The 21,540-nt window shown below is 61.0% G+C and carries 19 protein-coding genes and 1 riboswitch; of the genes, 8 read left to right on the top strand and 11 right to left on the bottom strand.

Annotation, left to right across the window (positions count from 1 at the left end; all coding sequences use genetic code 11):
* Positions 1–20 precede the first annotated feature (20 nt).
* The 8 genes from nagA to AC13QY_RS20270 all read right to left on the bottom strand — a co-directional run bounded on the left by nagA (position 21) and on the right by AC13QY_RS20270 (position 8,066).
* Positions 21–1,178, bottom strand: coding sequence for an N-acetylglucosamine-6-phosphate deacetylase (nagA, locus tag AC13QY_RS20305; protein WP_113421224.1), 1,158 nt, complete (start codon positions 1,176–1,178; stop codon positions 21–23).
* Positions 1,178–2,209: an SIS domain-containing protein gene (locus AC13QY_RS20300; RefSeq protein ID WP_488493883.1), complete on the bottom strand. Its 1,032-nt coding sequence runs from the start codon at positions 2,207–2,209 to the stop codon at positions 1,178–1,180. The genes nagA and AC13QY_RS20300 overlap by 1 nt, the downstream gene beginning before the upstream one ends.
* Positions 2,206–2,979 (bottom strand): GntR family transcriptional regulator, encoded by a 774-nt coding sequence (locus AC13QY_RS20295; protein ID WP_112724171.1) that lies wholly within the window; start codon positions 2,977–2,979, stop codon positions 2,206–2,208. Before AC13QY_RS20295 ends, AC13QY_RS20300 begins: the two co-directional genes overlap by 4 nt.
* Before the next feature lie 122 nt (positions 2,980–3,101).
* Positions 3,102–4,127, bottom strand: coding sequence for an aldose epimerase family protein (locus AC13QY_RS20290; protein ID WP_269244608.1), 1,026 nt, complete (start codon positions 4,125–4,127; stop codon positions 3,102–3,104).
* Between the two features lie 345 nt (positions 4,128–4,472).
* Positions 4,473–5,666, bottom strand: a complete 1,194-nt coding sequence (locus tag AC13QY_RS20285) for a vWA domain-containing protein (RefSeq protein WP_488493882.1) — start codon at positions 5,664–5,666, stop codon at positions 4,473–4,475.
* A gap of 3 nt (positions 5,667–5,669) precedes the next feature.
* Positions 5,670–6,596 carry a homoserine O-acetyltransferase MetA gene (gene metA / locus AC13QY_RS20280; RefSeq protein WP_113331489.1) on the bottom strand — a complete coding sequence of 309 codons (927 nt, stop codon included), beginning with the start codon at positions 6,594–6,596 and terminating at the stop codon, positions 5,670–5,672.
* Between the two features lie 47 nt (positions 6,597–6,643).
* Positions 6,644–6,721: riboswitch (SAM riboswitch) on the bottom strand.
* An 80-nt stretch (positions 6,722–6,801) separates the two neighbouring features.
* Complete coding sequence (locus AC13QY_RS20275; protein ID WP_113389792.1) at positions 6,802–7,224, bottom strand: NUDIX domain-containing protein; 423 nt, start codon at positions 7,222–7,224, stop codon at positions 6,802–6,804.
* Positions 7,224–8,066 (bottom strand): AAA family ATPase, encoded by an 843-nt coding sequence (locus AC13QY_RS20270; RefSeq protein ID WP_113389793.1) that lies wholly within the window; start codon positions 8,064–8,066, stop codon positions 7,224–7,226. Before AC13QY_RS20270 ends, AC13QY_RS20275 begins: the two co-directional genes overlap by 1 nt.
* Before the next feature lie 163 nt (positions 8,067–8,229).
* Between AC13QY_RS20270 and AC13QY_RS20265 the strand changes: the two genes are divergently transcribed.
* Positions 8,230–10,080 carry an ABC transporter ATP-binding protein/permease gene (locus AC13QY_RS20265; protein ID WP_488493881.1) on the top strand — a complete coding sequence of 617 codons (1,851 nt, stop codon included), beginning with the start codon at positions 8,230–8,232 and terminating at the stop codon, positions 10,078–10,080.
* Positions 10,081–10,213: 133 nt separating this feature from the next.
* Here the strand turns inward: AC13QY_RS20265 and efp are convergent, their stop codons facing one another.
* Positions 10,214–10,783, bottom strand: a complete 570-nt coding sequence (gene efp / locus AC13QY_RS20260; protein WP_069611558.1) for an elongation factor P — start codon at positions 10,781–10,783, stop codon at positions 10,214–10,216.
* Positions 10,784–10,934: 151 nt separating this feature from the next.
* On the opposite strand from efp, the gene epmA reads away from it, so the two are divergent.
* From epmA to AC13QY_RS20225, 7 genes are all read left to right on the top strand, one after another.
* Positions 10,935–11,999 carry an EF-P lysine aminoacylase EpmA gene (epmA, locus tag AC13QY_RS20255; RefSeq protein WP_113331498.1) on the top strand — a complete coding sequence of 355 codons (1,065 nt, stop codon included), beginning with the start codon at positions 10,935–10,937 and terminating at the stop codon, positions 11,997–11,999.
* Entirely contained in the window at positions 11,996–13,048 is a 1,053-nt protein-coding gene (locus AC13QY_RS20250; RefSeq protein WP_488493880.1) for a lysine-2,3-aminomutase-like protein, read from the top strand. The genes epmA and AC13QY_RS20250 overlap by 4 nt, the downstream gene beginning before the upstream one ends.
* Positions 13,049–13,403: 355 nt before the next feature.
* Entirely contained in the window at positions 13,404–13,655 is a 252-nt protein-coding gene (locus tag AC13QY_RS20245) for an acyl carrier protein (protein ID WP_075853503.1), read from the top strand.
* Complete coding sequence (locus tag AC13QY_RS20240) at positions 13,655–14,848, top strand: acyl-CoA dehydrogenase family protein (protein ID WP_488487148.1); 1,194 nt, start codon at positions 13,655–13,657, stop codon at positions 14,846–14,848. The genes AC13QY_RS20245 and AC13QY_RS20240 overlap by 1 nt, the downstream gene beginning before the upstream one ends.
* 5 nt (positions 14,849–14,853) lie before the next feature.
* The gene (locus tag AC13QY_RS20235) at positions 14,854–15,762 is read left to right on the top strand and encodes an amino acid--[acyl-carrier-protein] ligase (RefSeq protein WP_145321919.1); all 909 of its coding nucleotides are present in this window, start codon (positions 14,854–14,856) and stop codon (positions 15,760–15,762) included.
* 8 nt (positions 15,763–15,770) lie between these two features.
* Positions 15,771–16,730 carry a DUF1839 family protein gene (locus tag AC13QY_RS20230; protein ID WP_488493879.1) on the top strand — a complete coding sequence of 320 codons (960 nt, stop codon included), beginning with the start codon at positions 15,771–15,773 and terminating at the stop codon, positions 16,728–16,730.
* 77 nt (positions 16,731–16,807) lie between these two features.
* Positions 16,808–19,276 (top strand): glycoside hydrolase family 2 protein, encoded by a 2,469-nt coding sequence (locus tag AC13QY_RS20225; protein WP_488493878.1) that lies wholly within the window; start codon positions 16,808–16,810, stop codon positions 19,274–19,276.
* Between the two features lie 63 nt (positions 19,277–19,339).
* On the opposite strand, the gene AC13QY_RS20220 is transcribed toward AC13QY_RS20225, so the two are convergent.
* Both AC13QY_RS20220 and AC13QY_RS20215 read right to left on the bottom strand, forming a co-directional pair.
* A complete protein-coding gene (locus AC13QY_RS20220) occupies positions 19,340–20,419 on the bottom strand; it encodes an ABC transporter ATP-binding protein (protein WP_113352895.1) in 1,080 nt (359 codons plus the stop codon).
* Between the two features lie 44 nt (positions 20,420–20,463).
* A complete protein-coding gene (locus tag AC13QY_RS20215) occupies positions 20,464–21,534 on the bottom strand; it encodes a Gfo/Idh/MocA family protein (RefSeq protein WP_183809601.1) in 1,071 nt (356 codons plus the stop codon).
* Positions 21,535–21,540 lie beyond the last annotated feature (6 nt).

The raw sequence follows: 21,540 nt of genomic DNA, 5'->3' as shown, positions 1-21,540 counted from the left end.
CCGAGCCTCCTTTTCAAATTTTAGGCCGAAGGCTGGCCGGAGATCCATGTTTCGGTGACTTCGATGGCGTCGTTGATGTGGACGAGATCGGCGCGGGTTCCCGGCGTCAGATGGCCGCGGTCGGCGAGCCGCAGGAAGCGGGCGGGATAGGACGTCGCCATGCGCAGGGCCTCAGCCAGCGGCAGCTCGAGAATATTGACGCCGTAGCGGATGGTGGAGGCCATATCGACATCGGAGCCCGCCAGCGTGCCGTCATCGAGCGTCAGCTTGGAGCAATAGCCGCCCTTGGTGCGATAGACCGTGCGGCCGTTCAGCGTAAAGCTCGGAAGATCGGTGCCGACGAGCGACATGGCATCCGTGACGAAGAACAGCCGGCCTTCACCGCGCTTTGCACGCAGCGCGACGCGTAGTGCTATCGGATCGACATGATGGCCGTCGGCGATGATGCCGCACCAGGGGGCAGGGTGATCGATCGCCGCACCGACGAGACCGGGTGCGCGATGGCCCATCTGGCTCATGGCGTTGAAAAGATGGGTAACGCCGCGCGCACCGGCATCGAAACGCGCATCGGCGGCTTCCGCCGTGCAATCGCTATGGCCGATGCTGACGATGACGCCGCCTTCGGCGAGTGCCTGCACCTGCCGCTCGGTGACCTGCTCGGCGGCAATCGTCACCAGCAAGGTGCCGATCGCCTCACGGGCGCGGATGAAGGTCCGGACGTCGTTGTCTTCGACCGGGCGCATCAGCTCGGCAAGATGCGCGCCCTTGCGGGCCGGCGCCAGATGGGGGCCTTCCAGATGCAGTCCGGCGACGCCGCGATTGGCTTTCACCGCCTCGATCGCGCCCTCGATCGCCGCCGCGCTCGCGGCCGCGACATCGGTGATCAGCGTCGGCAGTAGCGATGTCGTACCGTAGGGGCGGTGTCCTGCGGCGATCATAAACATGGAGTCGGCCGAGGGCTCGTCATTCAACATGCGGCCGCCGCCACCATTGACCTGCGCGTCGATGAAGCCGGGAGCAAGCACACCGCCGTTCAACGCGATCGTTTCGGCATTGTCGGGCACATCATTGGCACCGGTAATGGCATGGATACGGCCATTACCGATCACCAATGCGCTATCCTCGTGAAACCGATCGCCATCGAAGATGCGGGCGCCGGTAAAGACCTTGTAGTCCATCACATGGTCTCCGTTACCTTGAGGAGATTAGCCGGCTTGTCCGGGTCGAAACCCTTGCGACGCGTCACCGACTCGATGAGACGATAGTAGCACAGCAGCGACACGAGCGGATCGAGCAGGCCGTTGCCCGTCGTCGGCATGCGCAGGTTTATGCCGGCAAGCGGTGCGGTCGAGAAGGAGACGGCTGTGGCGCCGAGCTTCTGCAGGCGTTCGAGCGCCTGAGCATTGTTGGCAAAGGCAGCATCGTCGGGCGAGAAGGCGACGATCGGGAAGCCCGGATGCACGAGGCGCATCGGGCCGTGCATGAGTTCGGCCAGCGAGAAGGCTTCGGCATGAAGGCTGGCTGTTTCCTTGGCCTTTAGAGCTGCTTCCAGCGCGATAGCGAAGGCGGGGCCGCGGCCGCCGGTATAGAGCGAGGAGGCATTGAAAAGCACATCCTCGGCAGCCTTGCCGTCGATGCCCGAGGTGGCGGCAAGCGCTTCCGGCAGTTTCGCAAGGCCGTCGATCAGGGCCTTATCCTGCGAAATCGCTGCCGTCACGCCGGCAAGGGCGGCAACCGAGGCGATGAAGGATTTTGTCGCAGCGACGCTCTGTTCCTTGCCAGCATTGAGGCCGAGCACGATGTCGGCTTCCTTGGCGAGCGGGCTGTCGGTGACGTTGACCACGGCGATCGTGGTGGCGCCACCCTTCTTGGCAGCGGCTTGCAGGGCGATAATGTCAGGGCTGCCGCCGGACTGGGAGACGGTGAAGTGGATGCCGCCCTTCAGATGCAGTGGTGCGCCATAGACGGAGGCGATCGACGGGCCGACAGAAGCGACGGGGACGCCGCAGGAGATTTCGAAGAGATACTTGAAGAAGGTGGCGGCATGGTCCGAAGAGCCGCGCGCGGCCGTCGTGATCAGCGATGGACGACCGGTCGAGAAGAGCTTCGCGATCTCGGCGAAAGCTGGCTTTTCCTTTTCAAGCAGCGTCGCAACCACCTCGGGCGATTGGCCGGCTTCCGTCAGCATCAGGGATTGGGTTTCGCTCATAGGTCATCTCCAATTCTCAATTCAGCAACAAAATCATAGGCATCGCCGCGATAATGCGAGCGGGTATATTCAACGACGCGCTGGTCGGCCAGGCGGGAGACGCGTTCGATCAGAAGCGCCGGCGCGCCGGCCTTCACGGTTAGGATCGAGGCGGAGGTCGGGTCGAGCGTCACTGCGGTCAGCCTTTGCTGGGCACGCACCGGTTTGAAACCCTTGGCAGCAAGGGCGTCATATAGCGATCCTTCGGATATGGCATCTTCGCCCAGAAACTTGATGGGAACGACGGCGCGTTCGATAGCGAGTGGCTGGCCATCCGCCAGGCGCAGTCGGTCGAGCCGCAATACGGGCTCATCAAGGCTGAGGCCAAGCAGGAACGATTCCTCCGGCGCCGGTGCGCTGACGGTGCGTGACAGGATGCGCGCCGCCGGTTCGCGGCCGCGCGAGCGCATGTCGGCGGAGAAGGAGGAGAGGCGCCAGAGCGGTTGCTCGATGCGCTCGACATGCTGCGAGACGAAGGTGCCGCTGCCGTGGCGGGATTCGATGACGCCCGAGGCGAGGAGATCGCGATAGGCGGTACGCACCGTGACGCGGCCGATTTCCAACGCTCCGGCTAGGTCTCTCTCGCCCGGCAACGCCGTGCCCGGCTTCAGCAAACCTTCCTGGATGAGGCCGGTCAGCGCCTGCGCCAGGCGCTTGTAAAGCGGTCCGCTCGCGGTCTCGTCGCTCAAACCGCGATTATTCAATTCGAGGATCAAACTGGTTCTATCCATGGTGTTTATATAGAACCTATTTAGAACCAATCCACAAGGTGAATCTGGTCGCATCGCAAAAAAGAATCGGCCGGGCGCTTTGGACGCCCGGCCGACTTTCAAATGAGCGGGCCATGCCCAACTCAGTTCTTGGTGAAGATGTAATCCGTTTCCTGCCGCAATACCTCGCCCGGGCGGAGCACGGCATTGGGGAAGCCTTGGTGGTTGATGGCGTCGGGCCAGACCTGCGTTTCCAGGCAGAAACCGGCAAACGGGCCGATCTTGCGGCCGTCATGGCCGGGAACCGGCACGTCCAGCTTGAAACCGGTATAAAACTGCACGCCGGGCTCGGTGGTGCGCACCTCGAGCGAGACGCCGGAATTGACGCTGCGGGCAAGGACCACGGACCGCTTGGCGGTACGCTCGGTCGAGAGGCAGAAATTGTGGTCGTAAAGCGCCTGCTCGCTTCCTTCGAAGCGCTTCATCGGCGCCATCTCGCGGAAATCGAAGGCGGTGCCTTCGACGGAGCGGATCTCACCGGTCGGCACCTGTTTGTCGTCCGTTGGCGTATAGTGATCGGCGGCGATCATGATGTCGTGGCCGAGGGCATCGTCGCGGCCGTCGAGATTGAAATAGGCGTGCTGGCAGACATTGGCGAGCGTCGGCTGGTCGGTTGTGGATTCGTAGGTGACCGACAATTCGCCGTTGCCATGGACCCAATAGGTCGCCTGTATCGTGCAATTGCCGGGATAGCCGGCGCGGCCATCGGGATCGACGATCTTCAGGACGACGCGGTCGGTACTATGCTCGACGATGGTCCAGTTGCGCTTGGCGATATTGTCCTTGCCGCCGTGCAGGTGGGTGACGCCCTTTTCATTGAGCTCCAGCTGATACTGCTTACCATCAAGCGTGAAGCGACCGGCGCCGATGCGGTTGGCGCAGCGGCCGGGCGTGGCGCCGAAATAGGAGGAATGGAGGGGATAATCGGCAAAATTGTCGAAGCCGAGCAGGAGCGAGGGCTCGTGGCCATCAAGGCGAAGGTCCTGGATGACCGCGCCCCATGACATGATATGAGCCGTCAGGCCGCCACCGACGATCTTGACGCGATAAACGGTATCCCCATCGGCCGTCGTCCCAAAATGTTCCCGCTGCAAAGTGCTTTCCGTCATATCAGCTCATCCATTGCTTTTGAGTATGCGAGGTCAGACCCTGCCTCCATTCGCGCCGTTCCGCAACCAGTTCGATGGCGAAATTTAGGGGTAAGCAGAGGGGGATCAAGGCTCCGTCCGGCTTTCTTTCGAGACGCTACGCTGCGCCCGAAGTATGCAATGCCTATGACAGAGCGGGCGGTTTCTGTAACGGCCCCTCACCCTAACCCTCTCCCCGCTTGCGGGGAGAGGGGACGACAGAGGCAGACAGTTGCCTCTGGTTCTAGAGGATCCTTGTAGAGCCCCTCTCCCCGTCAAAACGGGGAGAGGGCCGGGGTGAGGGCTAAGCGCGGAGGAAGCCTGATGTTAGCGCGACAATTCCCTTGTCGCCTTCTCCAACCCGCCGAGCGTCAGGGGATACATGCGGTCGCTCATCAGCCGGCGGATCATCGAGATCGAGGTCGTATGGCCCCAATAGCTTTCCGGCACGGGATTGATCCAGACGCATTTGCGGAAATGACCGGTCATTCGCGCGAGCCAGGTCTCGCCGGCCTCCTTGTTCCAGTGCTCCACCGAGCCGCCTGGCTGAGTGATCTCATAGGAGCTCATGGATGCGTCGCCGACGAAGACGACGCGGTAGTCTGGACCGAAGGTGCGGATGAGATCCGTCGTCGCGGTGATATCGACGCGCCGACGGCGATTGTCCTTCCACACGCCTTCGTAGAGGCAATTGTGGAAATAGAAATACTCCGTGTGGCGGAACTCGGATCGCGCGGCGGAGAAGAGTTCCTCGACGACGCGGATATGGTCATCCATCGAGCCGCCGACATCGAAGAACATCAGAAGCTTCACCGCGTTGCGGCGTTCCGGCCGTGTCCGGACATCGAGATAGCCATGCTCCGCGGTGGAGCGGATCGTGCCGGAAAGATCAAGTTCCTCGGCTGCCCCCTCGCGAACCCAGCGGCGCAGGCGCTTCAGCGCTACCTTGATGTTGCGAGTGCCGAGCTCGACGCCGTCGTCGAGATTCCTGAAGTCGCGCCGATCCCAGACTTTTACCGCCCGGCGATGGCGCGAGGTTTCCTGGCCGATGCGCACGCCTTCCGGATTGTAGCCGTAGGCGCCGAAGGGCGAGGTGCCTGCCGTGCCGATCCATTTCGAGCCGCCCTGATGCCGGCCCTTCTGCTCGGCCAGCCGTTCGCGCAGCGTCTCCATCAGCTTGTCGAAGCCGCCGAGCGCCCCGATCTGCCGTCTTTCGTCTTCGGTCAGATGCCGCTCGGCAAGTTTGCGCAGCCATTCCTCGGGAATGGCGGTCCGCTCCATTGCTTCTCCATCGGCATTGCCGCCGATCGCCTCGACGCCGCGAAAGTAATCGGCGAAGACCTGATCGAAGCGATCGATGAAGCGTTCGTCCTTAATCAGCGTCGCGCGGGCCAAATAGTAGAAGGCCTCCACGTCGTAATCGGCAATCCCTTCTTCCATTCCCTCAAGCAGCGACAGGAATTCCCGGAGCGTCACCGGAACTTTCGCTTGCCTCAGCTTCAGGAAGAAGGGAATGAACAAGCCTCACGTCCTTTCCTGGCCAATCTCCTCCAGATCATACGGCGTGGTCTGGTAGATCTCATTGATCCAGTTGCCGAAGAACAGATGCGCATGGCTGCGCCACCGGTTCTGCGGAGGAATTTCCGGGTCGTTATGCGGGAAGTAGTTGTGCGGCATCTTGATCGGCACGCCCGCATTCACATCGCGGAAATACTCATCCGCCAGCGACGTGGAATCATACTCCACGTGATTGAACATGTAGAGCCGGTTGCAGGCTTGTTCGTGCACGAGACAGACGCCCATCTCGCTCGAGTCCATCAGTATTTCCAGGCCGGGCACTTTTTCGATGTCTGCCCGGCGCACTTCGGTCCAGCGGGACACCGGAATGGCGAAATCGTCGGAGAAGCCGTTGAGATAGACCGAAGAGGGCTTCAGGTTCTGGTGGCGATAGACGCCAAAAGCCTTCTCCGTAAGCGTATATTTCGGCACCTTGTGGAAATGGTAGATCGCCGCCATCGCCCCCCAGCAGACGTTCATCGTCGAATGGACGTTGGTGGTCGTCCAGTCTAAGATCTCCTGCATCTCGTTCCAGTAGGTGACGTCCTCATATTCCAGCAGCTCGATCGGTGCGCCGGTTATGATGAAGCCGTCGAACTTGCGGTGCTTCACTTCTTCCCACGTCTCGTAGAAAGCAAGCAGATGCTCCTGCGAGGTGTTCTTGGCCTTGTGGCCGCCAACGCGCACCAGCGAAAACTCCACCTGCAGCGGCGATGCGCCGACCAGGCGCGCCATCTGGATCTCGGTCTTGATCTTGTTCGGCATGAGGTTCAGAAGCCCGATTTGAAGGGGGCGGATATCCTGTCGGAACGCCACCGTTTCGGTCATCACCCGCACACCCTCGTTCTGGAGGGTTTCAAACGCGGGGAGCGTATCGGGAATCTTGATGGGCATCGTTTCACTCGCCAAATACAAAAAAACCGGCCGCGATAAGAATCGCTACCGGTCCGCACGCGGCCCTTTAGCGACTTATTTAACGTGGCTGCAAGCCGGCCGGCCAAATCACCACGAGGGAAATTTCATAAACCCGACATCTCCGCGGGTCAATGGGGCAAGCGTCGGGGAAAGTCTGGGGTTGAGCTTGGAGGCGCGATGTGGCCTACAGATATTCAAGGAGGGCTTCCATGCCGTAACCCAGGCGATGCCTGGCAGCTTCGATCGGTAGCCAGAAGAAGCGGAAGCCGATCGGGTCGCCACCGTCGAAAGGCGTCATTTCGTAGTGAAGCCAAGTGGCAGGCGCTCGTTCGGAGATATGGCAGCGGAAATAGTGCCGTTGGTGATGGTAATCGCGGCCGTTCTTTTCGAAATGGTAGTCGTGAACGCCCAGCGAATAGAGTTCGTGTGGCGCAAAACCGGTCTCCTCCTCGAATTCGCGCGCCGCGGCCGCTACGATGTCCTCACCGGATTCGACCGTGCCGCCAGGAACCTGGATCTGGACGGCGGGAAAATCTGGCTCACCGAAAACAAGCAGATGCCCATCCCGAACGGCATAGATTAAGACCTTGACGGCATCGGGTTGCATTATCTTCCCTGCCCTCGCGCCATGAAGGCCAGCCGTTCGAAGAGATGGACATCCTGCTCGTTCTTCAGCAGTGCGCCATGCAGCTTCGGCAACGCGTTCTTCGCATCGGCGCGTAGCGTTTCGGGATCGATATCGTCTGTAACAAGCAGGCGAATCCAGTCGAGCGCTTCGGAGGTCGAAGGCTTCTTCTTCAGGCCAGGCACGTCGCGGATTTCGAAGAATTGCGTCAGTGCCGCATGAACGAGCGCCTGCTTGATGCCGGGATAATGCACCTCGACGATGCGCTTCAGCGTCTCCATGTCGGGAAAGCGGATATAGTGAAAGAAACAGCGGCGCAGGAAGGCGTCCGGCAGTTCCTTCTCGTTGTTCGAGGTGATGATGACGATCGGGCGGATCGCGGCCCGAATGGTCTCCCCGGTCTCGTAGACATGGAATTCCATGCGGTCGAGTTCCTGCAGGAGATCGTTCGGAAATTCGATATCCGCCTTGTCGATCTCGTCGATCAGCAGCACGCACTTCTTCGGCGAGGTGAAGGCCTGCCAGAGCTTGCCTTGGCGGATATAATTCCTGACATCATGAACTCTGACGTCGCCGAGTTGGCTGTCGCGCAGGCGTGAAACCGCGTCATATTCGTAGAGACCCTGCTGGGCCTTCGTCGTCGATTTGACATTCCACTCGATCAGGTCGAGACCGAGCGCGGCCGCCACCTGGCGTGCAAGTTCGGTCTTGCCCGTACCGGGTTCGCCCTTTACGAGAAGCGGACGCTCCAACCTTATGGCGGCATTGACTGCGACCATCAGATCCTTGTCGGCGATATAGTCGGCGGTTCCCTGGAATTGCATCGGAAGGCTTTCTCAATCTTTCGAGCGCAAGCTAATTGCTGACCTTATTCGGTTCAAGACGCGAAACCGTGTATATAGGAATGTGATCCCACCGATCTATTGCAAGGGTGGACATGAGGGCGGGTCATGATTAACTGACGGGACGCGTCGCAGGGAAGTGCTGATGGCAGTTGAAAAGCAAGCCAAGCCGAATATCCAGGGAAATGAACAGGTCGGATACGATTTGAGCCTTTTCTTTCGGCTGAGGATGATGTTCTCCGCTTTCTGGAATTCGGCTGTTCGCATCAAGATCATTTCCCTGACCATCGCGCTTTTCGTGATCATTCTGGTCACGGCCTATGTCCAGGTGCTGCTCAACAACTGGAATGCGCCCTTCTACGATTCGCTGGCAAGGCGCGATATTTCCGCTTTCTTCCATCAGCTCGGCGTCTTCGGCATCATCGCCGGCTCGCTGCTCGTCCTCAATGTCGTTCAGGCCTGGCTCAACCAGATGACCGCGCTCTACATGCGCGAGGGGCTGGCGCGCGATCTGGTCGATCAATGGCTGCAGGCCAAGCGTGCGCTTCGTCTTGCCTCCTCCGGCCTGATCGGCGTCAATCCCGACCAGCGGCTGCATGAGGACGCCCGCAATCTTGCCGAAAGCTCGACGGGGCTTGCCATCGGACTGGTGCAGGCGACGATCCTGCTTTTGAGCTTCATCGGCGTGCTCTGGGAGCTCTCCAGCGGCATGGTCTTTCACCTCCGGGGCATGAGCTTCTCCATCCCCGGCTACATGGTCTGGGCGGCGATCCTCTATGCCGGGTCCGCTTCTTTCCTCAGCCAATTTGTCGGCCGGCGTCTGGTGCGATTGAATGCGGACCGCTATTCGAAGGAAGCCGAGCTGCGCTTCGCGCTCATGCATGCCAATGAGCATATGCCGGCAATCACCATCGCCGGAGGCGAGGAGAACGAGCGCCGGCGGATCAATCTCGACATATCGGCCGTGCTTGCTGTCATCCGTCAGCTTGCCATCGCCAATACCAATCTCACCTGGGTTTCGGCCGGCTATGGCTGGCTGGTGCTGATCATTCCCATCCTCGTTGCCGCGCCCGCCTATTTCTCCGGCGGCCTGACCTTCGGTCAGCTGATGGTGGCCGTCGGCGCCTTCAATCAGGTCAATTCCGCGCTGCGCTGGTATGTCGCCAATTTCGGCCCGATTGCCGAATGGCGTGCGACGCTGATGCGCGTGACCGATTTCCGCAAGGCACTGACGGAAATGGACGATAAAATGCCGATGCCGCACACCCTCGTCTTCGAAAAGGCGGCGCCGGGCACGATGGTCTGGACCGATCTGGAGATTTCGACGAAGACCAGCGACGAGGCGACGGAAAACGGCTTCCGGATCGCGGAGGGTACGGTCACGATCAATGCCGGCGAGCATGTGATGATCAACGGCGATCACGGCGTAAATCGCAGGCTGCTGTTCGAGGTGCTGGCGCATCAATGGTATAGCGGTTCCGGCACGGTCAGCCTGCCGCCGATGGACGACATGCTGTTCGTGCCGCACACGCCCTATGTGCCGACCGGCACCCTCAGGGAGGCAATCTGTTTTCCGGACGATCGGGACGCCTATGACGATGCCGCCGTCGATGCCGTCATCGACAAGGTAGGGCTTGGCCGTCTGAAGAGCCGTCTCGATACGCAGGCTCGCTGGGATCGATTGCTCGATACCGAAGAGCAGAAAGCCGTCGGTTTTGCGCATCTGCTGCTTGCAAAGCCGAAATGGGTTGTCTTCGACGATGCCCTGGAAGGGCTGGAGGCCGAGGTTCAGGCGAAGGCCTTTGCTCTGCTGGCTGAGCTGGAAGATGCAACCCTTATCTATATCGGCCGCTCCGACGCCTTCATGCACGCCATGTCGCCGCGCGTCCTGCATCTGCAGTCCCTGGCTCCGCATGAGCACAGCACCGATATGCAAACGCCTTCCGAAACTACCGGTGCGGCGCAGGCGGATGAGAAAAAGGCCAGTGCGCCGTAGCCAGGCCCATCGCAACCAGAGCGGTACGGTAAGTCTTCGCGCAGTCGCTGCCCCTCCGGCTTCAATTTTCCCAAAACGCAAAACGCCCCGTCACCAGGACGAGGCGTTCTTCATGCAAGCAGGTGGCCGAGGCTCAGTCCTTGGCGCGCTCGACGTAGGAATTGTCTTCCGTTGCGATGACGACGCGGGTGCCGGCATTGATGTGCGGCGGAACCATGGTGCGCACGCCGTTCGAGAGCATGGCGGGCTTGTAGGAGGAGGATGCCGTCTGGCCCTTGACGACCGGCTCGGTCTCGGTGATCTCGAGCGTGACGTGGCGCGGCAGTTCGAGCGCCAGCGGAACGCCTTCATGGATCGACAGAATGCAGGTCATGCCTTCCTGGAGGTAGGCCTTCTGGTCGCCCATGGTTTCGGCATCGACGACGACCTGGTCGTAGGTGGCCGGGTTCATGAAGTGGAAGCCTTCGCCGTCTTCATAGAGGTACTGGAAGTTCACGTCTTCGACGAAGGCGCGCTCGACCTGCTCGGTGGTGCGCCAGCGCTCGGACACCTTCACGCCGTCGACGATGCGGCGCATGTCGACCTGCGTGACCGGTGTACCCTTGCCCGGATGAAAGTTCTGTGCGGTGAGAACGACGTAGAGCTTGCCGTCGACGTCGAGAACGTTGCCCTTGCGGACCGAAGAGGCGATGACCTTGACCATAAGACTTCCTTGTAACGCTGCCTTTTGCGTCGTAGAGGGACTGTCGAAATGCTCTCCGAGACGCAGCTTTTGTTTGCTTGGGGGCGCAACTACCCTAAATCAACGGAAATAGCCACCCCCAAGGCGGCCGGTGCCCTGAAGAAAGCTAGGAATGAAGCCAAAGACGAGCAAAGCGTCCCCCTGGTGGACCCGCAATGTCCATGCGGACCGGCGGCCGTTCCTGATCGGCCGTAATGCCATCCAGGCGGCGCTGCGGACTTTCTTCGCGCGCAACGACTTCATCGAGGTGGATACGGCGACGCTGCAGGTGTCGCCCGGCAACGAGGCTCATCTGCATGCTTTCGAGACCGAGGCGCTGACGACCGACGGCAAGGCATCGCCTCTTTATCTGCATACATCACCCGAATTTGCCTGCAAGAAGCTGCTTGCGGCGGGTGAAGAACGCATTGCCTGCTTTGCCCATGTCTATCGCAATCGCGAGCGTGGGCCGCTGCACCATCCGGAATTCACCATGCTGGAATGGTATCGGGCAGGAGAGAGCTACGAAATCCTGATGGCGGATTGTGCCGCGCTGCTGGCGCTGGCGGCCGAGACGGTCGGGGCGAAGAAACTCAGCTACCGCGGCGCGGAGATCGATCCATTTCTCCCGCCCGAGCGAATCAGCGTCGCGGCCGCCTTCGAACGATATGCCGGTATCGATCTCTTCGCCTCCATCGGTCTCGACGGATCGACGGATCGCGAGCGCCTGGCGGCGGATGTGCGCAAGGCGGGCATTCGCGTTGCCGACGACGATCTGTGGCAGGATCTTTTCAGCCGCGTATTGGTGGAGAAGATCGAGCCGAATCTGGGCTTCGGACGCGCCACTATTCTCGACGAATATCCCGTTTCTGAGGCGGCGCTTGCGCGGCCATCGGCCAGGGATCATCGCGTTGCCGAGCGTTTCGAGCTCTATGCCTGCGGCGTCGAGCTGGCCAATGCTTTCGGCGAACTCACCAATGCCGAAGAGCAGCGTCGTCGCTTCGAGATCGAAATGGCGGAAAAGCAGCGTGTCTATGGCGAGACCTATCCGCTGGACGAGGAGTTTCTGGAGGCGCTTGCCGTCATGCCCGAGGCGAGCGGCATCGCGCTAGGCTTCGACCGGCTCGTGATGCTGGCAACCGGCGCCTCACGGATCGAGCAGGTGCTGTGGGCACCGGTCGCGGAGTATGACGCATGAATGTGGTGCGCCCGATCCGGACCATCGGAGAGCTTGAGCGCGCCGGGCTGATCGATGCAGATCAGGCAGCGGCGCTGGAAGCAGTGGCGGAACGCTATGCCGTCGCCCTGACGCCGACCGTCACGCGTCTGATCGACCCCGCAAACCCCGCCGATCCCATTGCCCGGCAGTTCGTGCCGGATGCCGCCGAACTCATCGTTACGCCGGAGGAGCGGGCCGATCCGATCGGTGACCACACGCACAGCCCGGTCGAAGGCATCGTGCATCGCTATCCGGATCGCGTGCTGTTGAAGGCCGTGCATGTCTGCCCGGTCTATTGCCGCTTCTGTTTCCGCCGCGAGATGGTCGGACCGCAGGGACTTGGCACGCTGGATGGCGATGCATTGGACGGCGCCTTTGCCTATATCCGCGAGCACAAGGAGATATGGGAGGTCATCCTGACCGGTGGCGATCCGCTCATTCTCTCGCCGCGCCGGCTGGAAGAGATTCTCGGGCAGCTTGCCGAGATCGACCATGTGAAGATCGTCCGCTTCCATACCCGCATCCCCGTCGTTGACCCGTCAAGGATCGATGCGGCGCTGATTGCGGCTTTGAAGGCGAGCGGCAAGACCATCTATGTGGCGCTGCATGCCAACCATACACGCGAGCTGACGGAGGAGGCGCGCGCCGCCTGCGCCCGGCTGGTCGATGCCGGAATCGTGCTTATCAGCCAGTCGGTCCTTCTGAAGGGCGTCAACGACGATCCGGAGGTGCTGGCGGCGCTGATGAAGGCTTTCGTGGAGACGCGGGTGAAGCCCTATTACCTGCATCATCCGGACCTTGCGCCCGGAACCAGCCACTTCCGCCTTGGCATCGCCGAAGGGCAGGCAATCGTGGCAAGCCTGCGCGGCCGCATTTCCGGCCTTTGCCAACCGACCTACATTCTCGATATTCCTGGCGGCTATGGCAAGGCCGATATCGGCCAGAGCTCCGTCCGTGAGCTGGGTGAAGGTTGCTACTCGATTTCAGACTATCGCGGCGGCGAGCATATTTATCCGCCGCAAAGCTAAAGTGCGTACTTATGATCTTATTGCACTGACGCTCTGATTGTGATTGTTGTTTTCGAATAAAACGTAGTGGCGAATTTTGGTGCGTTAACCTTTTTTGATACCTCGCTCTTCCAAAAATCGACATGGCATAATATTAGGTAAATATAATATTTTTGCGGAAGTCATCCTTTATATGGCTTACGGAAGGTAAATTTTAATCAGACAAGTGTTGAATATAGCAATTTTCTACGAAGTATAAGTCGTTTGTATTTACCACGTCGCTTAGCGGAATGTTCTATTTTGCCTGTTACTTCTTGGTGAAGGATAAGACGGCGTAACTGCGGTTATGCTTACCATTGCCAGAAGGGACTAGACTATGAACAAGACGATTCGCGATTTGCTGGCCAAGTTCGGCGCGCTTCCCGTTGCTATCGATCAGATCGAAGACGATGCTGATCTTTATGCGACAGGCCTGTCTTCTTTCGCTTCCGTCCAGTTGATGCTCGGCATCGAGGAAGCCTTCGACATCGAGTTTCCCGACAACCTGCTGAACCGCAAGTCCTTCGCCAGCATTGCCGCGATCGAAAGAACTGTCGGCATGATCCTCGACAGTAGAAAGGTCGCCTAATGACTGCGGCGGTCGCTTTACTCGAGGTTGGGTCGGGCGAAGGAGCGGCGGTGCGCGCCGCCCGCGTCGCAGCGATCGCCAGCCAGCACGCCGATGCCGTCGATGCCGAAGGCCGGTTCCCACGCGAAGCCGTCGACGCCATGCGCGCCGAGAAGCTGCTCTCCATCCAGATCCCCGCCGATCTCGGCGGTGAAGGCGCGTCGGTGACCGAAATCGCCGAGCTCTGCTCGATCCTTGGTCAGGCTTGCGCTGCAAGCGCCATGGTCTTCGCCATGCATCAGATCAAGCTGTCGAGCCTGGTCGAGCACGGCGCCGACAGCGACTGGCACCGCGATTTCATGCGCCGCATCGCCAGGGAACAGCTGTTGCTCGCTTCGGCGACGACCGAGGGCGGGATCGGCGGCAATCTGCGCAACAGCATCTGCGCCATCAAGGTCGAAGGCGATACCTGCACCCTCGAAAAGGATGCGACCGTCATCTCCTATGGCGCCCACGCCGACGCCATTCTGATCACCTCGCGCAGCCATGCCGAGGCGGCGTCTTCCGATCAGGTGCTGACCTGCTTCCTCAGGGATCAATACGAGATCAAGCGCACGGTCGAGTGGAACACGCTCGGCATGCGCGGCACTTGCTCCGACGGCTTCCTGTTCAAGGGCGTGGCGCCGGCCAAGCAGATCCTGCCGAAGCCATTTGCCGAGATCGCCGCGCAATCGATGCTGGCAAGCTCGCACCTCCTCTGGAGCGGTGTGTGGTATGGCATTGCCGCCGATGCCGTTTCCCGCGCACAAGCTTTCGTTCGTGCCGCTGCCCGCAAGTCTCCCGGCGCACCGCCGCCCGGTGCGCTGCGTCTCGCCGAAGCCTCCAGCATGCTGCAGATGGTGAAATCCAATGTGGTTGCCGGGCTGAAGGCCTATGAGGAGGCGAAGCTCGATGCGGACCGCCTGTCGTCGATGGCCTTCGCCGTGGCGATGAACAACGTCAAGATCGCATCCTCGGAGATGATCCTGCCGATCATCAATCATGCGATGCTGATTTGCGGCATCATGGGCTACAAGAACGGTACGCCCTACAGCCTCGGCCGCCACCTGCGCGACGCGCACTCGGCGCAATTGATGATTTCGAATGACCGCATTCTCGGCAATACGTCGACCATGCTGCTCGTCCACAAACAAGATACCAGCCTGTTGGGGTAACCGTCATGGATATGCAAACATCGTTTCTCGACCGTCTTTTCGAATCCGGCCTGCTGATCGACACCGGCGTTGATGGCCTCTACGGGCGCAGCGGCCAGTTCGAAGATGTGATTTCCGCCTTCGAGCGGCTGATCGACAAATTCGGCGGCGCCGATGGCGCCGAAGCCATCCGCTTTCCGCCGGGCATGAATCGCGCCTTCTTTGAGACGAGCGGCTATATGAAGAGCTTCCCGCAGCTGGCCGGCACCGTGCATAGCTTCTGCGGTAACGAGCTCGACCATATGAGCTTGCTGAAGTGCATGGAAGTCGGCGACGACTGGACGAAAGACCAGCAGGCCACCGATATCGTGCTGACGCCTGCCGCCTGCTATCCGCTCTATCCGACGGTTGCCAAGCGCGGCGCCATTCCGGAAGACGGCGCGCTTTACGATCTGCAATCCTATTGCTTCCGCCACGAGCCTTCCAAGGACCCGGCCCGCCAGCAGCTCTTCCGCATGCGCGAATATGTCTGCATGGGCAGCGAAAAGCATGTGACGGATTTCCGCCAGAGCTGGATGGATCGCGGTGTCGAGATGATGAAGGCCGTCGGCCTCGACGTCACCATCGATGTCGCCAACGACCCGTTCTTCGGCCGGGCCGGCAAGATGCTCGCCAACAACCAGCGCGACCAGAACCTGAAGTTCGAGCTGCTGATCCCGATCACCTCGACCGCCAAGCCGACCGCCTGCATGAGCTTCAACTACCATCAGGATGCCTTCGGCACGAAATGGGGCCTGAACTTTGCCGATGGCCGCGTCGTGCACACGGCCTGCGTCGGCTTCGGCCTGGAGCGCATCGCGCTGGCGCTGTTCCACACCCATGGTCTCGACACCAAGGAATGGCCCGAGAGCGTGCGCAAGACGCTGTGGGGCTGATCGCACCCATGGCTTCCGTGTTTCAGGGACTGGACCCCGCCGTCTACAAGCCACATGCGCTGCACGACAGCGAGCGCATGTGGCCTGAGACCAACTGCTACATCGATCTCTGGATCGAGGTGCTTTCGAGCCTGAAGCTGCCGCCGGAAGCCATGCTCGGCTTCACGGTGACACAGGATTTCGAGGGCGATCAGTTCACCTTCTTCAAGGTGCCGCTCGAGGATCTGGAAGCGCTCTATGGCGTGCGCTGCACCGAGCTTGCGATTTACGACAAGGTTGAGAACCATGTCGCCGAGCAGATCGGCCGCGGCCGGCTCTGCCTGGTGGAGATGGATTCCTTCTTCATGCCGGACACGCAAGGCGTCGGCTATCGCCGCGAACACGGCAAGACGACGGTCGCGATCAACCGGCTCGATATGGAAGGCCGCACGCTCGATTATTTCCACAATGGCGGCTTCTTCCAGCTGTCGGGCGAGGATTTCGACGGGCTGTTCCAGCTGCATCTGACGGACGAGGACCTGCCCTTCCTGCCCTATACGGAATTTGCGAAATTTCCGGAGAAGGTACCCGCTGACGCTGGAATCCGCGAGACGGCGCGGCAGCTTCTGTCCTTCCATTTCCGCCGTCGCCCCAAGGCCAATCCGATCCGCGCCTTCGCCGAGGTCTTCCCGGCGCAGGTGGAGGCGATCGCCGAACGGCCTTTCGGCTTCTTCCATAAATATGCCTTCAACACGCTGCGTCAGCTCGGCGCCAATTTCGAACTGGCCGGCAGCCATTTCGATTGGCTCGCGGCTGATTTGGGTAACGCGGCTGGCGAAGCGCGGAAAATTTCCGAGACGGCAAAATCGGTGCAGTTCCAGCTTGCCCGCGCCATCACGCGCAAGAAATTCGAGCCGCTGCGCACGGCGCTTGATCCCGCCGCCGATGCGTGGGATTCCATGATGAGCGAACTTGAACGGAAGCTTTGACGGGCTTCCGTTTGATCCGCGATACGGCTGGGTTATTTCTGAACATATTGGGGCGGGGGTAATCCCCCGAAGATGTCATGGGCGGGCGCTTGGCGGATCTCGGCGGCGGAATGCGGCTGAGCGAAGGTTGGAATCTGGTACTGACGGAGGCAGGCACCTGCCTCTTACCGTCCGATGTGCCGCTGACCTCAGGTTTCATTCCCGCGCCCGTGCCGGGCACGGTGGCGGAGGCGCTGGAAAAGGCCGGGCATTTCGACCGGACAAGGCCGCAGCCGCTTCATGATCGCGATGCCTGGTACATCTGCCGTCTGGTGGATGTGGAGGCGGGCGAGGCGGTCCTGCGACTGGAGGGGCTGGCGACGCTTTGCGAAGTCTTCCTCAACGGCCAGCAAATCCTTGTGTCCGAAAGCATGTTCGAGGCCCATGACCTTGACGTCACCCTGCTTGGCGGTGACGAGCTGGCGCTTTGCTTCCGTGCGCTGGAGCCGAAGCTTTCCGAGCCCGGGCCACGCGCCCGCTGGCGGCCGCAGATGATCACGCCCCAGGGCCTGCGCATGGTGCGCACGACATTGCTCGGCCATATGCCAGGCTGGTGCCCGGATGTTCAGGCCGTCGGTCCGTGGCGGCCGATCTCGCTGCTGCGGCCGAGCGCGCCTGTCATTCGTGATCTCTCCTTGCGGCCGGATTTGCTTGAGAATGGCGAGGGCAGGCTCTACGCCTCGCTCTCGATCGAGGGCGACGTTGAAGAGCTGGTATTGAAGTGCGGAGAGACGAAACAGGCCTTCGAAAAGGATAGCGCCGGCCGTTATACCGCAATCCTCAAAATTCCCGATGTGGCGCCCTGGTGGCCGCATACCCATGGCGTGCCGCAACTCCATGATATCTCGCTCGTCGTCGATGGCATGGAGCATGCGCTCGGAAAGACCGGTTTCCGTCGGCTGTCGGTCGATCGTGGTGCCGATGGCCAGGATTTCGCTCTTGTCGTGAATGGCGAGCGGATTTTCTGCCGCGGCGCGGTCTGGACCACGGCCGATATCGTACGCCTGCCTGGCGGCCGCGACGATTATGAACCCTGGCTACGGCTGGCGGCTGAAGCCGGCATGAACATGATCCGTATCGGCGGCACCATGGCATATGAAACGCCGGAATTCTTCCGCCTGTGCGACGGACTTGGCCTGCTGGTCTGGCAGGATTTCATGTTCGCTAATTTCGACTATCCGAAGAATGACAAGGCGTTCAACGCCCATGTCGAGGCGGAGGTTTCGCAGTTCCTGAGCGGCACTCGGCTGTCGCCTTCGCTGGCCATCCTTTGCGGCGGCAGCGAGATCCATCAGCAGGCAGCCATGATGGGCCTGCCCGAACAGTTCTGGAAAAGCCCTGTTGTGGAGGAGATCATCCCGCCACTGGTGCAATCGTTGCGGCCGGAGGTGCCCTATGTCGTCAACTCGCCCTCGGGCGGGCCGATGCCGTTTTCGCCAAATGCCGGCGTCACGCATTATTATGGCGTCGGGGCGTATATGCGGCCGCTTGCCGATGCGCGCCGCGCCGACGTCCGCTTCGCCGCAGAGAGCCTGGCTTTCGCGCATGTGCCGCAAGCCCGTACTCTGGGGCAGCATCTGCCGGTTCCGGCAGTCCATAGCCCGCTATGGAAAGAGCGGGTACCGCGCGATCGCGGCGCATCCTGGGATTTCGAGGATGTGCGTGATCATTATCTTCAGGAGCTTTACGGTTTCGAGCCCAACCGATTGCGGCGGGAAGACCCGGATCTCTATCTCAACCTCTCGCGGGCGGTGACCGGTGAAGTGGCCGAGGAGACCTATGCGGAGTGGCGCCGCCGAGGTTCCGGCTGCAATGGCGCGCTTGTCTGGACGCTGCAGGATCTGCTTCCCGGCGCCGGCTGGGGCGTGATCGATTCGACCGGAGAGCCGAAGCCGGTCTGGTATGGGCTGCGCCGTGCCTTCCGGCCAGTGCAGGTGCTTCTGATGGATGAAGGTACGAACGGTCTCGACGTACACGTCATGAATGAGAGCTATGCGGCGCTTGACCTCACCGTCGAAGTCTCCTGCCTGCGTGACGGGCGTCAGATCGTCGTCGGTGGCGGCCGCGATCTGGTGCTCGAAGCCCGCGCCAAGCAAAAGATAGCCTGCACTGATCTGTTTGGCGCCTTCTTTGACACGACCTATGCTTTCCGTTTCGGTCCGCCATCACATGATGTCGTAGTGGCCCGGCTGACGAACTCGGTAACCGGCGCGCTTATCGCTCAGGCCTTCTACTTCCCGCTTGGCAGAACGAAAGCTTTTCACGATGCCGAGATCACTGCATCGGTTCTTCAGGAAGGTGAGGATTGGTATTTGGAGCTGATCAGCGATCGGCTGGCACAATCGGTGCAGATCGATCTAGAAGCCTATCGGGCCGAGGACGACTGGTTCCATCTTGCGCCGGGCAGCCGCCGGATTCGCCTGTACCGGCGGGAGAGCGTTCCGGCCGATGTCATTCCATCCGGTCAGATCCGCGCCATCGGCAGCCGGCGGATCGTCGAGGTGTAGTTGATGGCGGGCGCGACGAGTTATCTCGCCCGCCAGGGGCGAGATAACCCTGCGTGAGCTCTCCTACAGCGTCGCCCCATCCGGCCCAAACAAATGGCAGCGCTCGGGATCGATGTGAATGCTAACCGTCTCGCCGGCGCGGATGGCCTGCTGATCTTCCAGCGCGACCGTTAGCGCCTGACCGCCATGCAGCGTGACATAGAGGATCGTCTGGCCGCCGAGATGTTCGACGAGATCGACGCGGGCATTGCCGAGCGCTAGGCCGCGATCGCCGACGTTCAGGTGCTCCGGGCGGGCGCCGAGGGTCACCGGCTGTCCAGGCTGGAGGCTGCCTAGCCGGCGCGGCAGGCGCACCGTCTGGCCGGCGAGATCGATGACGGCGGAGCCGTCGTCGGAGGCGACGATTTTCGCATCGAGGAAGTTCATCTTCGGTGAGCCGATGAAGCCGGCAACGAACTTGTTCTTCGGCTTGTTGTAGAGGTCGAGCGGCGCGCCCACCTGCTCGATCTTGCCACCGTTCAGCACCACGATCTTGTCGGCCATGGTCATGGCCTCGGTCTGGTCGTGGGTGACGTAGATCATGGTGTTGCCGAGGCGCTGGTGCAAGCGGGCGATCTCGACGCGCATCTGCACGCGCAGTTCCGCGTCGAGGTTCGAAAGCGGCTCGTCGAAGAGGAAGATGTTGGGCTCGCGCACGATGGCGCGGCCAATCGCGACGCGCTGGCGCTGGCCGCCGGAAAGCTGCTTCGGCTTGCGCTGCAGCAGCTGCTTGATCTGCAGGATCTCTGCCGCCTTTTCGACGCGCGGCTGGATGTCCTGTTTCTTCATGCCGGCCGTTTCCAGGCCGAAGGCGAGATTCTTGTAAACGGTCATATGCGGATAGAGCGCATAGGACTGGAAGACCATGGCGATGCCGCGCTTGGAGGCGGGGACATCGTTCATGCGGCTGCCGTCGAGATAGAGGCCACCGCCGGAAATCGGCTCGAGGCCGGCGATCATGCGCAGGAGCGTGGACTTGCCGCAGCCGGAGGGGCCGACGAAAACGGTGAATTCACCCGGCTCGATTTCCAGATCGATCCCGTGAACCACCTGAAGCTCGCCATAGCGCTTGATAACCTTCTGCAGCGATACGCTTGTCGCCATGGGCGCTCCCTCCTTGTTGGTCCTGATGGCTCGCGGGGCAACGTTCATGACGGCCTCCAGCTCTTGTATTTCTTGGCTTCCGGCCCGACGGGGAAGCGGACTTCGGTGCGGGTTTCCGACGATTCATAGAATGCGGTGACCAGTTCCAGTGCCTGGCGGGCATCGGCCGTCGTCACCGGCAGCGGTCCGCCGGACACCAGCGCGTCGTGGAACAGCCTCATCTGCGTGTTGAAACGGTTGGGAATAGGCGACCAGTCGGCGAGCAGCGCATCGATCTTCGCGCCGATCTCGTCATTGGCGGGGACGATCTTCCAGGGGTCCTGGCCGGGGCTGTAGGGCTCGTGATTGCTTTCGATCAGGACGTTTTCGAAGGCGAGGCGCAGGCGGCTGATCTGCTCCTGCGAGCCGAGCGTTGCGCTGATGGTGGCGAGCGCGCCGTTTTCCATCAACAGGCTGGCGCTGGCGCAGTCCTCCACCTCAATATCGTTGACGCGGGTGGCGACGCGGCCGAAGAGGCCCGCGATCGGCCCCATCAGATAGGTCAGCATGTCGTGCAGATGGATTGAGTGCGTCATCAGCACGCCGCCGAGTTCGGTATCCCATTTGCCGCGCCAGGGAACCGCATAATAATCGGCGCCGCGCACCCAATGCGTCTCCGACGTGGCGACATAGGGCTTGCCGGCAATACCCGAAGCGATGATGCGCTTGGCCTTCTGGATGCCGTCGCCATAGCGATACTGGAATATCGGCATCAGCCGGCCCTTGGCGGTCTTTTCGGCCGCGATGACCGCATCGACATCGGCGAGCGATCCCACAAGCGGCTTTTCGCAGACCACGTGTTTGCCGGCGGCAAGCGCCTGCATGATGAGCTGGAAATGCGAACCGGGCGGGGTGCAGATGTCGATGATGTCGATATCGGGCATGTTGAGGACTTCCGAGAAGTCCTTGAGGCGTCTCGCGATGCCGAATTCGTCGCCGACGGCATTCAGGCGTTCCTCGTTGAGATCGCAGAGGACGGCGACTTCGAAGCGATCCGGATGCGGCAGATAACCTTCGACGATGTGGGAGCGGCCGATGCCGAGGCCGATGATCGCGACTTTCTTGATGTCGGACATGACGCA

The organism is Martinezella sp. CNPSo 3795, from assembly GCF_057784475.1.
The sequence above is the reverse complement of the archived record's forward strand: the minus strand, read 5'-3'. Positions and strand labels throughout refer to the sequence as shown.

Coding starts and splice junctions, on each gene's coding strand:
- AC13QY_RS20240 (WP_488487148.1), top strand. CDS start 13,655: ATGACTGCGGCGGTCGCTTTACTCGAGGTTGGGTCGGGCGAAGGAGCG.
- AC13QY_RS20275 (WP_113389792.1), bottom strand. CDS start 7,224: ATGCAACCCGATGCCGTCAAGGTCTTAATCTATGCCGTTCGGGATGGG.
- AC13QY_RS20250 (WP_488493880.1), top strand. CDS start 11,996: ATGAATGTGGTGCGCCCGATCCGGACCATCGGAGAGCTTGAGCGCGCC.
- AC13QY_RS20290 (WP_269244608.1), bottom strand. CDS start 4,127: ATGACGGAAAGCACTTTGCAGCGGGAACATTTTGGGACGACGGCCGAT.
- AC13QY_RS20265 (WP_488493881.1), top strand. CDS start 8,230: ATGGCAGTTGAAAAGCAAGCCAAGCCGAATATCCAGGGAAATGAACAG.
- metA (WP_113331489.1), bottom strand. CDS start 6,596: ATGCCCATCAAGATTCCCGATACGCTCCCCGCGTTTGAAACCCTCCAG.
- AC13QY_RS20230 (WP_488493879.1), top strand. CDS start 15,771: ATGGCTTCCGTGTTTCAGGGACTGGACCCCGCCGTCTACAAGCCACAT.
- AC13QY_RS20225 (WP_488493878.1), top strand. CDS start 16,808: ATGGGCGGGCGCTTGGCGGATCTCGGCGGCGGAATGCGGCTGAGCGAA.
- epmA (WP_113331498.1), top strand. CDS start 10,935: ATGAAGCCAAAGACGAGCAAAGCGTCCCCCTGGTGGACCCGCAATGTC.
- AC13QY_RS20215 (WP_183809601.1), bottom strand. CDS start 21,534: ATGTCCGACATCAAGAAAGTCGCGATCATCGGCCTCGGCATCGGCCGC.
- AC13QY_RS20220 (WP_113352895.1), bottom strand. CDS start 20,419: ATGGCGACAAGCGTATCGCTGCAGAAGGTTATCAAGCGCTATGGCGAG.
- efp (WP_069611558.1), bottom strand. CDS start 10,783: ATGGTCAAGGTCATCGCCTCTTCGGTCCGCAAGGGCAACGTTCTCGAC.
- AC13QY_RS20295 (WP_112724171.1), bottom strand. CDS start 2,979: ATGGATAGAACCAGTTTGATCCTCGAATTGAATAATCGCGGTTTGAGC.
- AC13QY_RS20270 (WP_113389793.1), bottom strand. CDS start 8,066: ATGCAATTCCAGGGAACCGCCGACTATATCGCCGACAAGGATCTGATG.
- AC13QY_RS20235 (WP_145321919.1), top strand. CDS start 14,854: ATGGATATGCAAACATCGTTTCTCGACCGTCTTTTCGAATCCGGCCTG.
- nagA (WP_113421224.1), bottom strand. CDS start 1,178: ATGGACTACAAGGTCTTTACCGGCGCCCGCATCTTCGATGGCGATCGG.
- AC13QY_RS20300 (WP_488493883.1), bottom strand. CDS start 2,209: ATGAGCGAAACCCAATCCCTGATGCTGACGGAAGCCGGCCAATCGCCC.
- AC13QY_RS20245 (WP_075853503.1), top strand. CDS start 13,404: ATGAACAAGACGATTCGCGATTTGCTGGCCAAGTTCGGCGCGCTTCCC.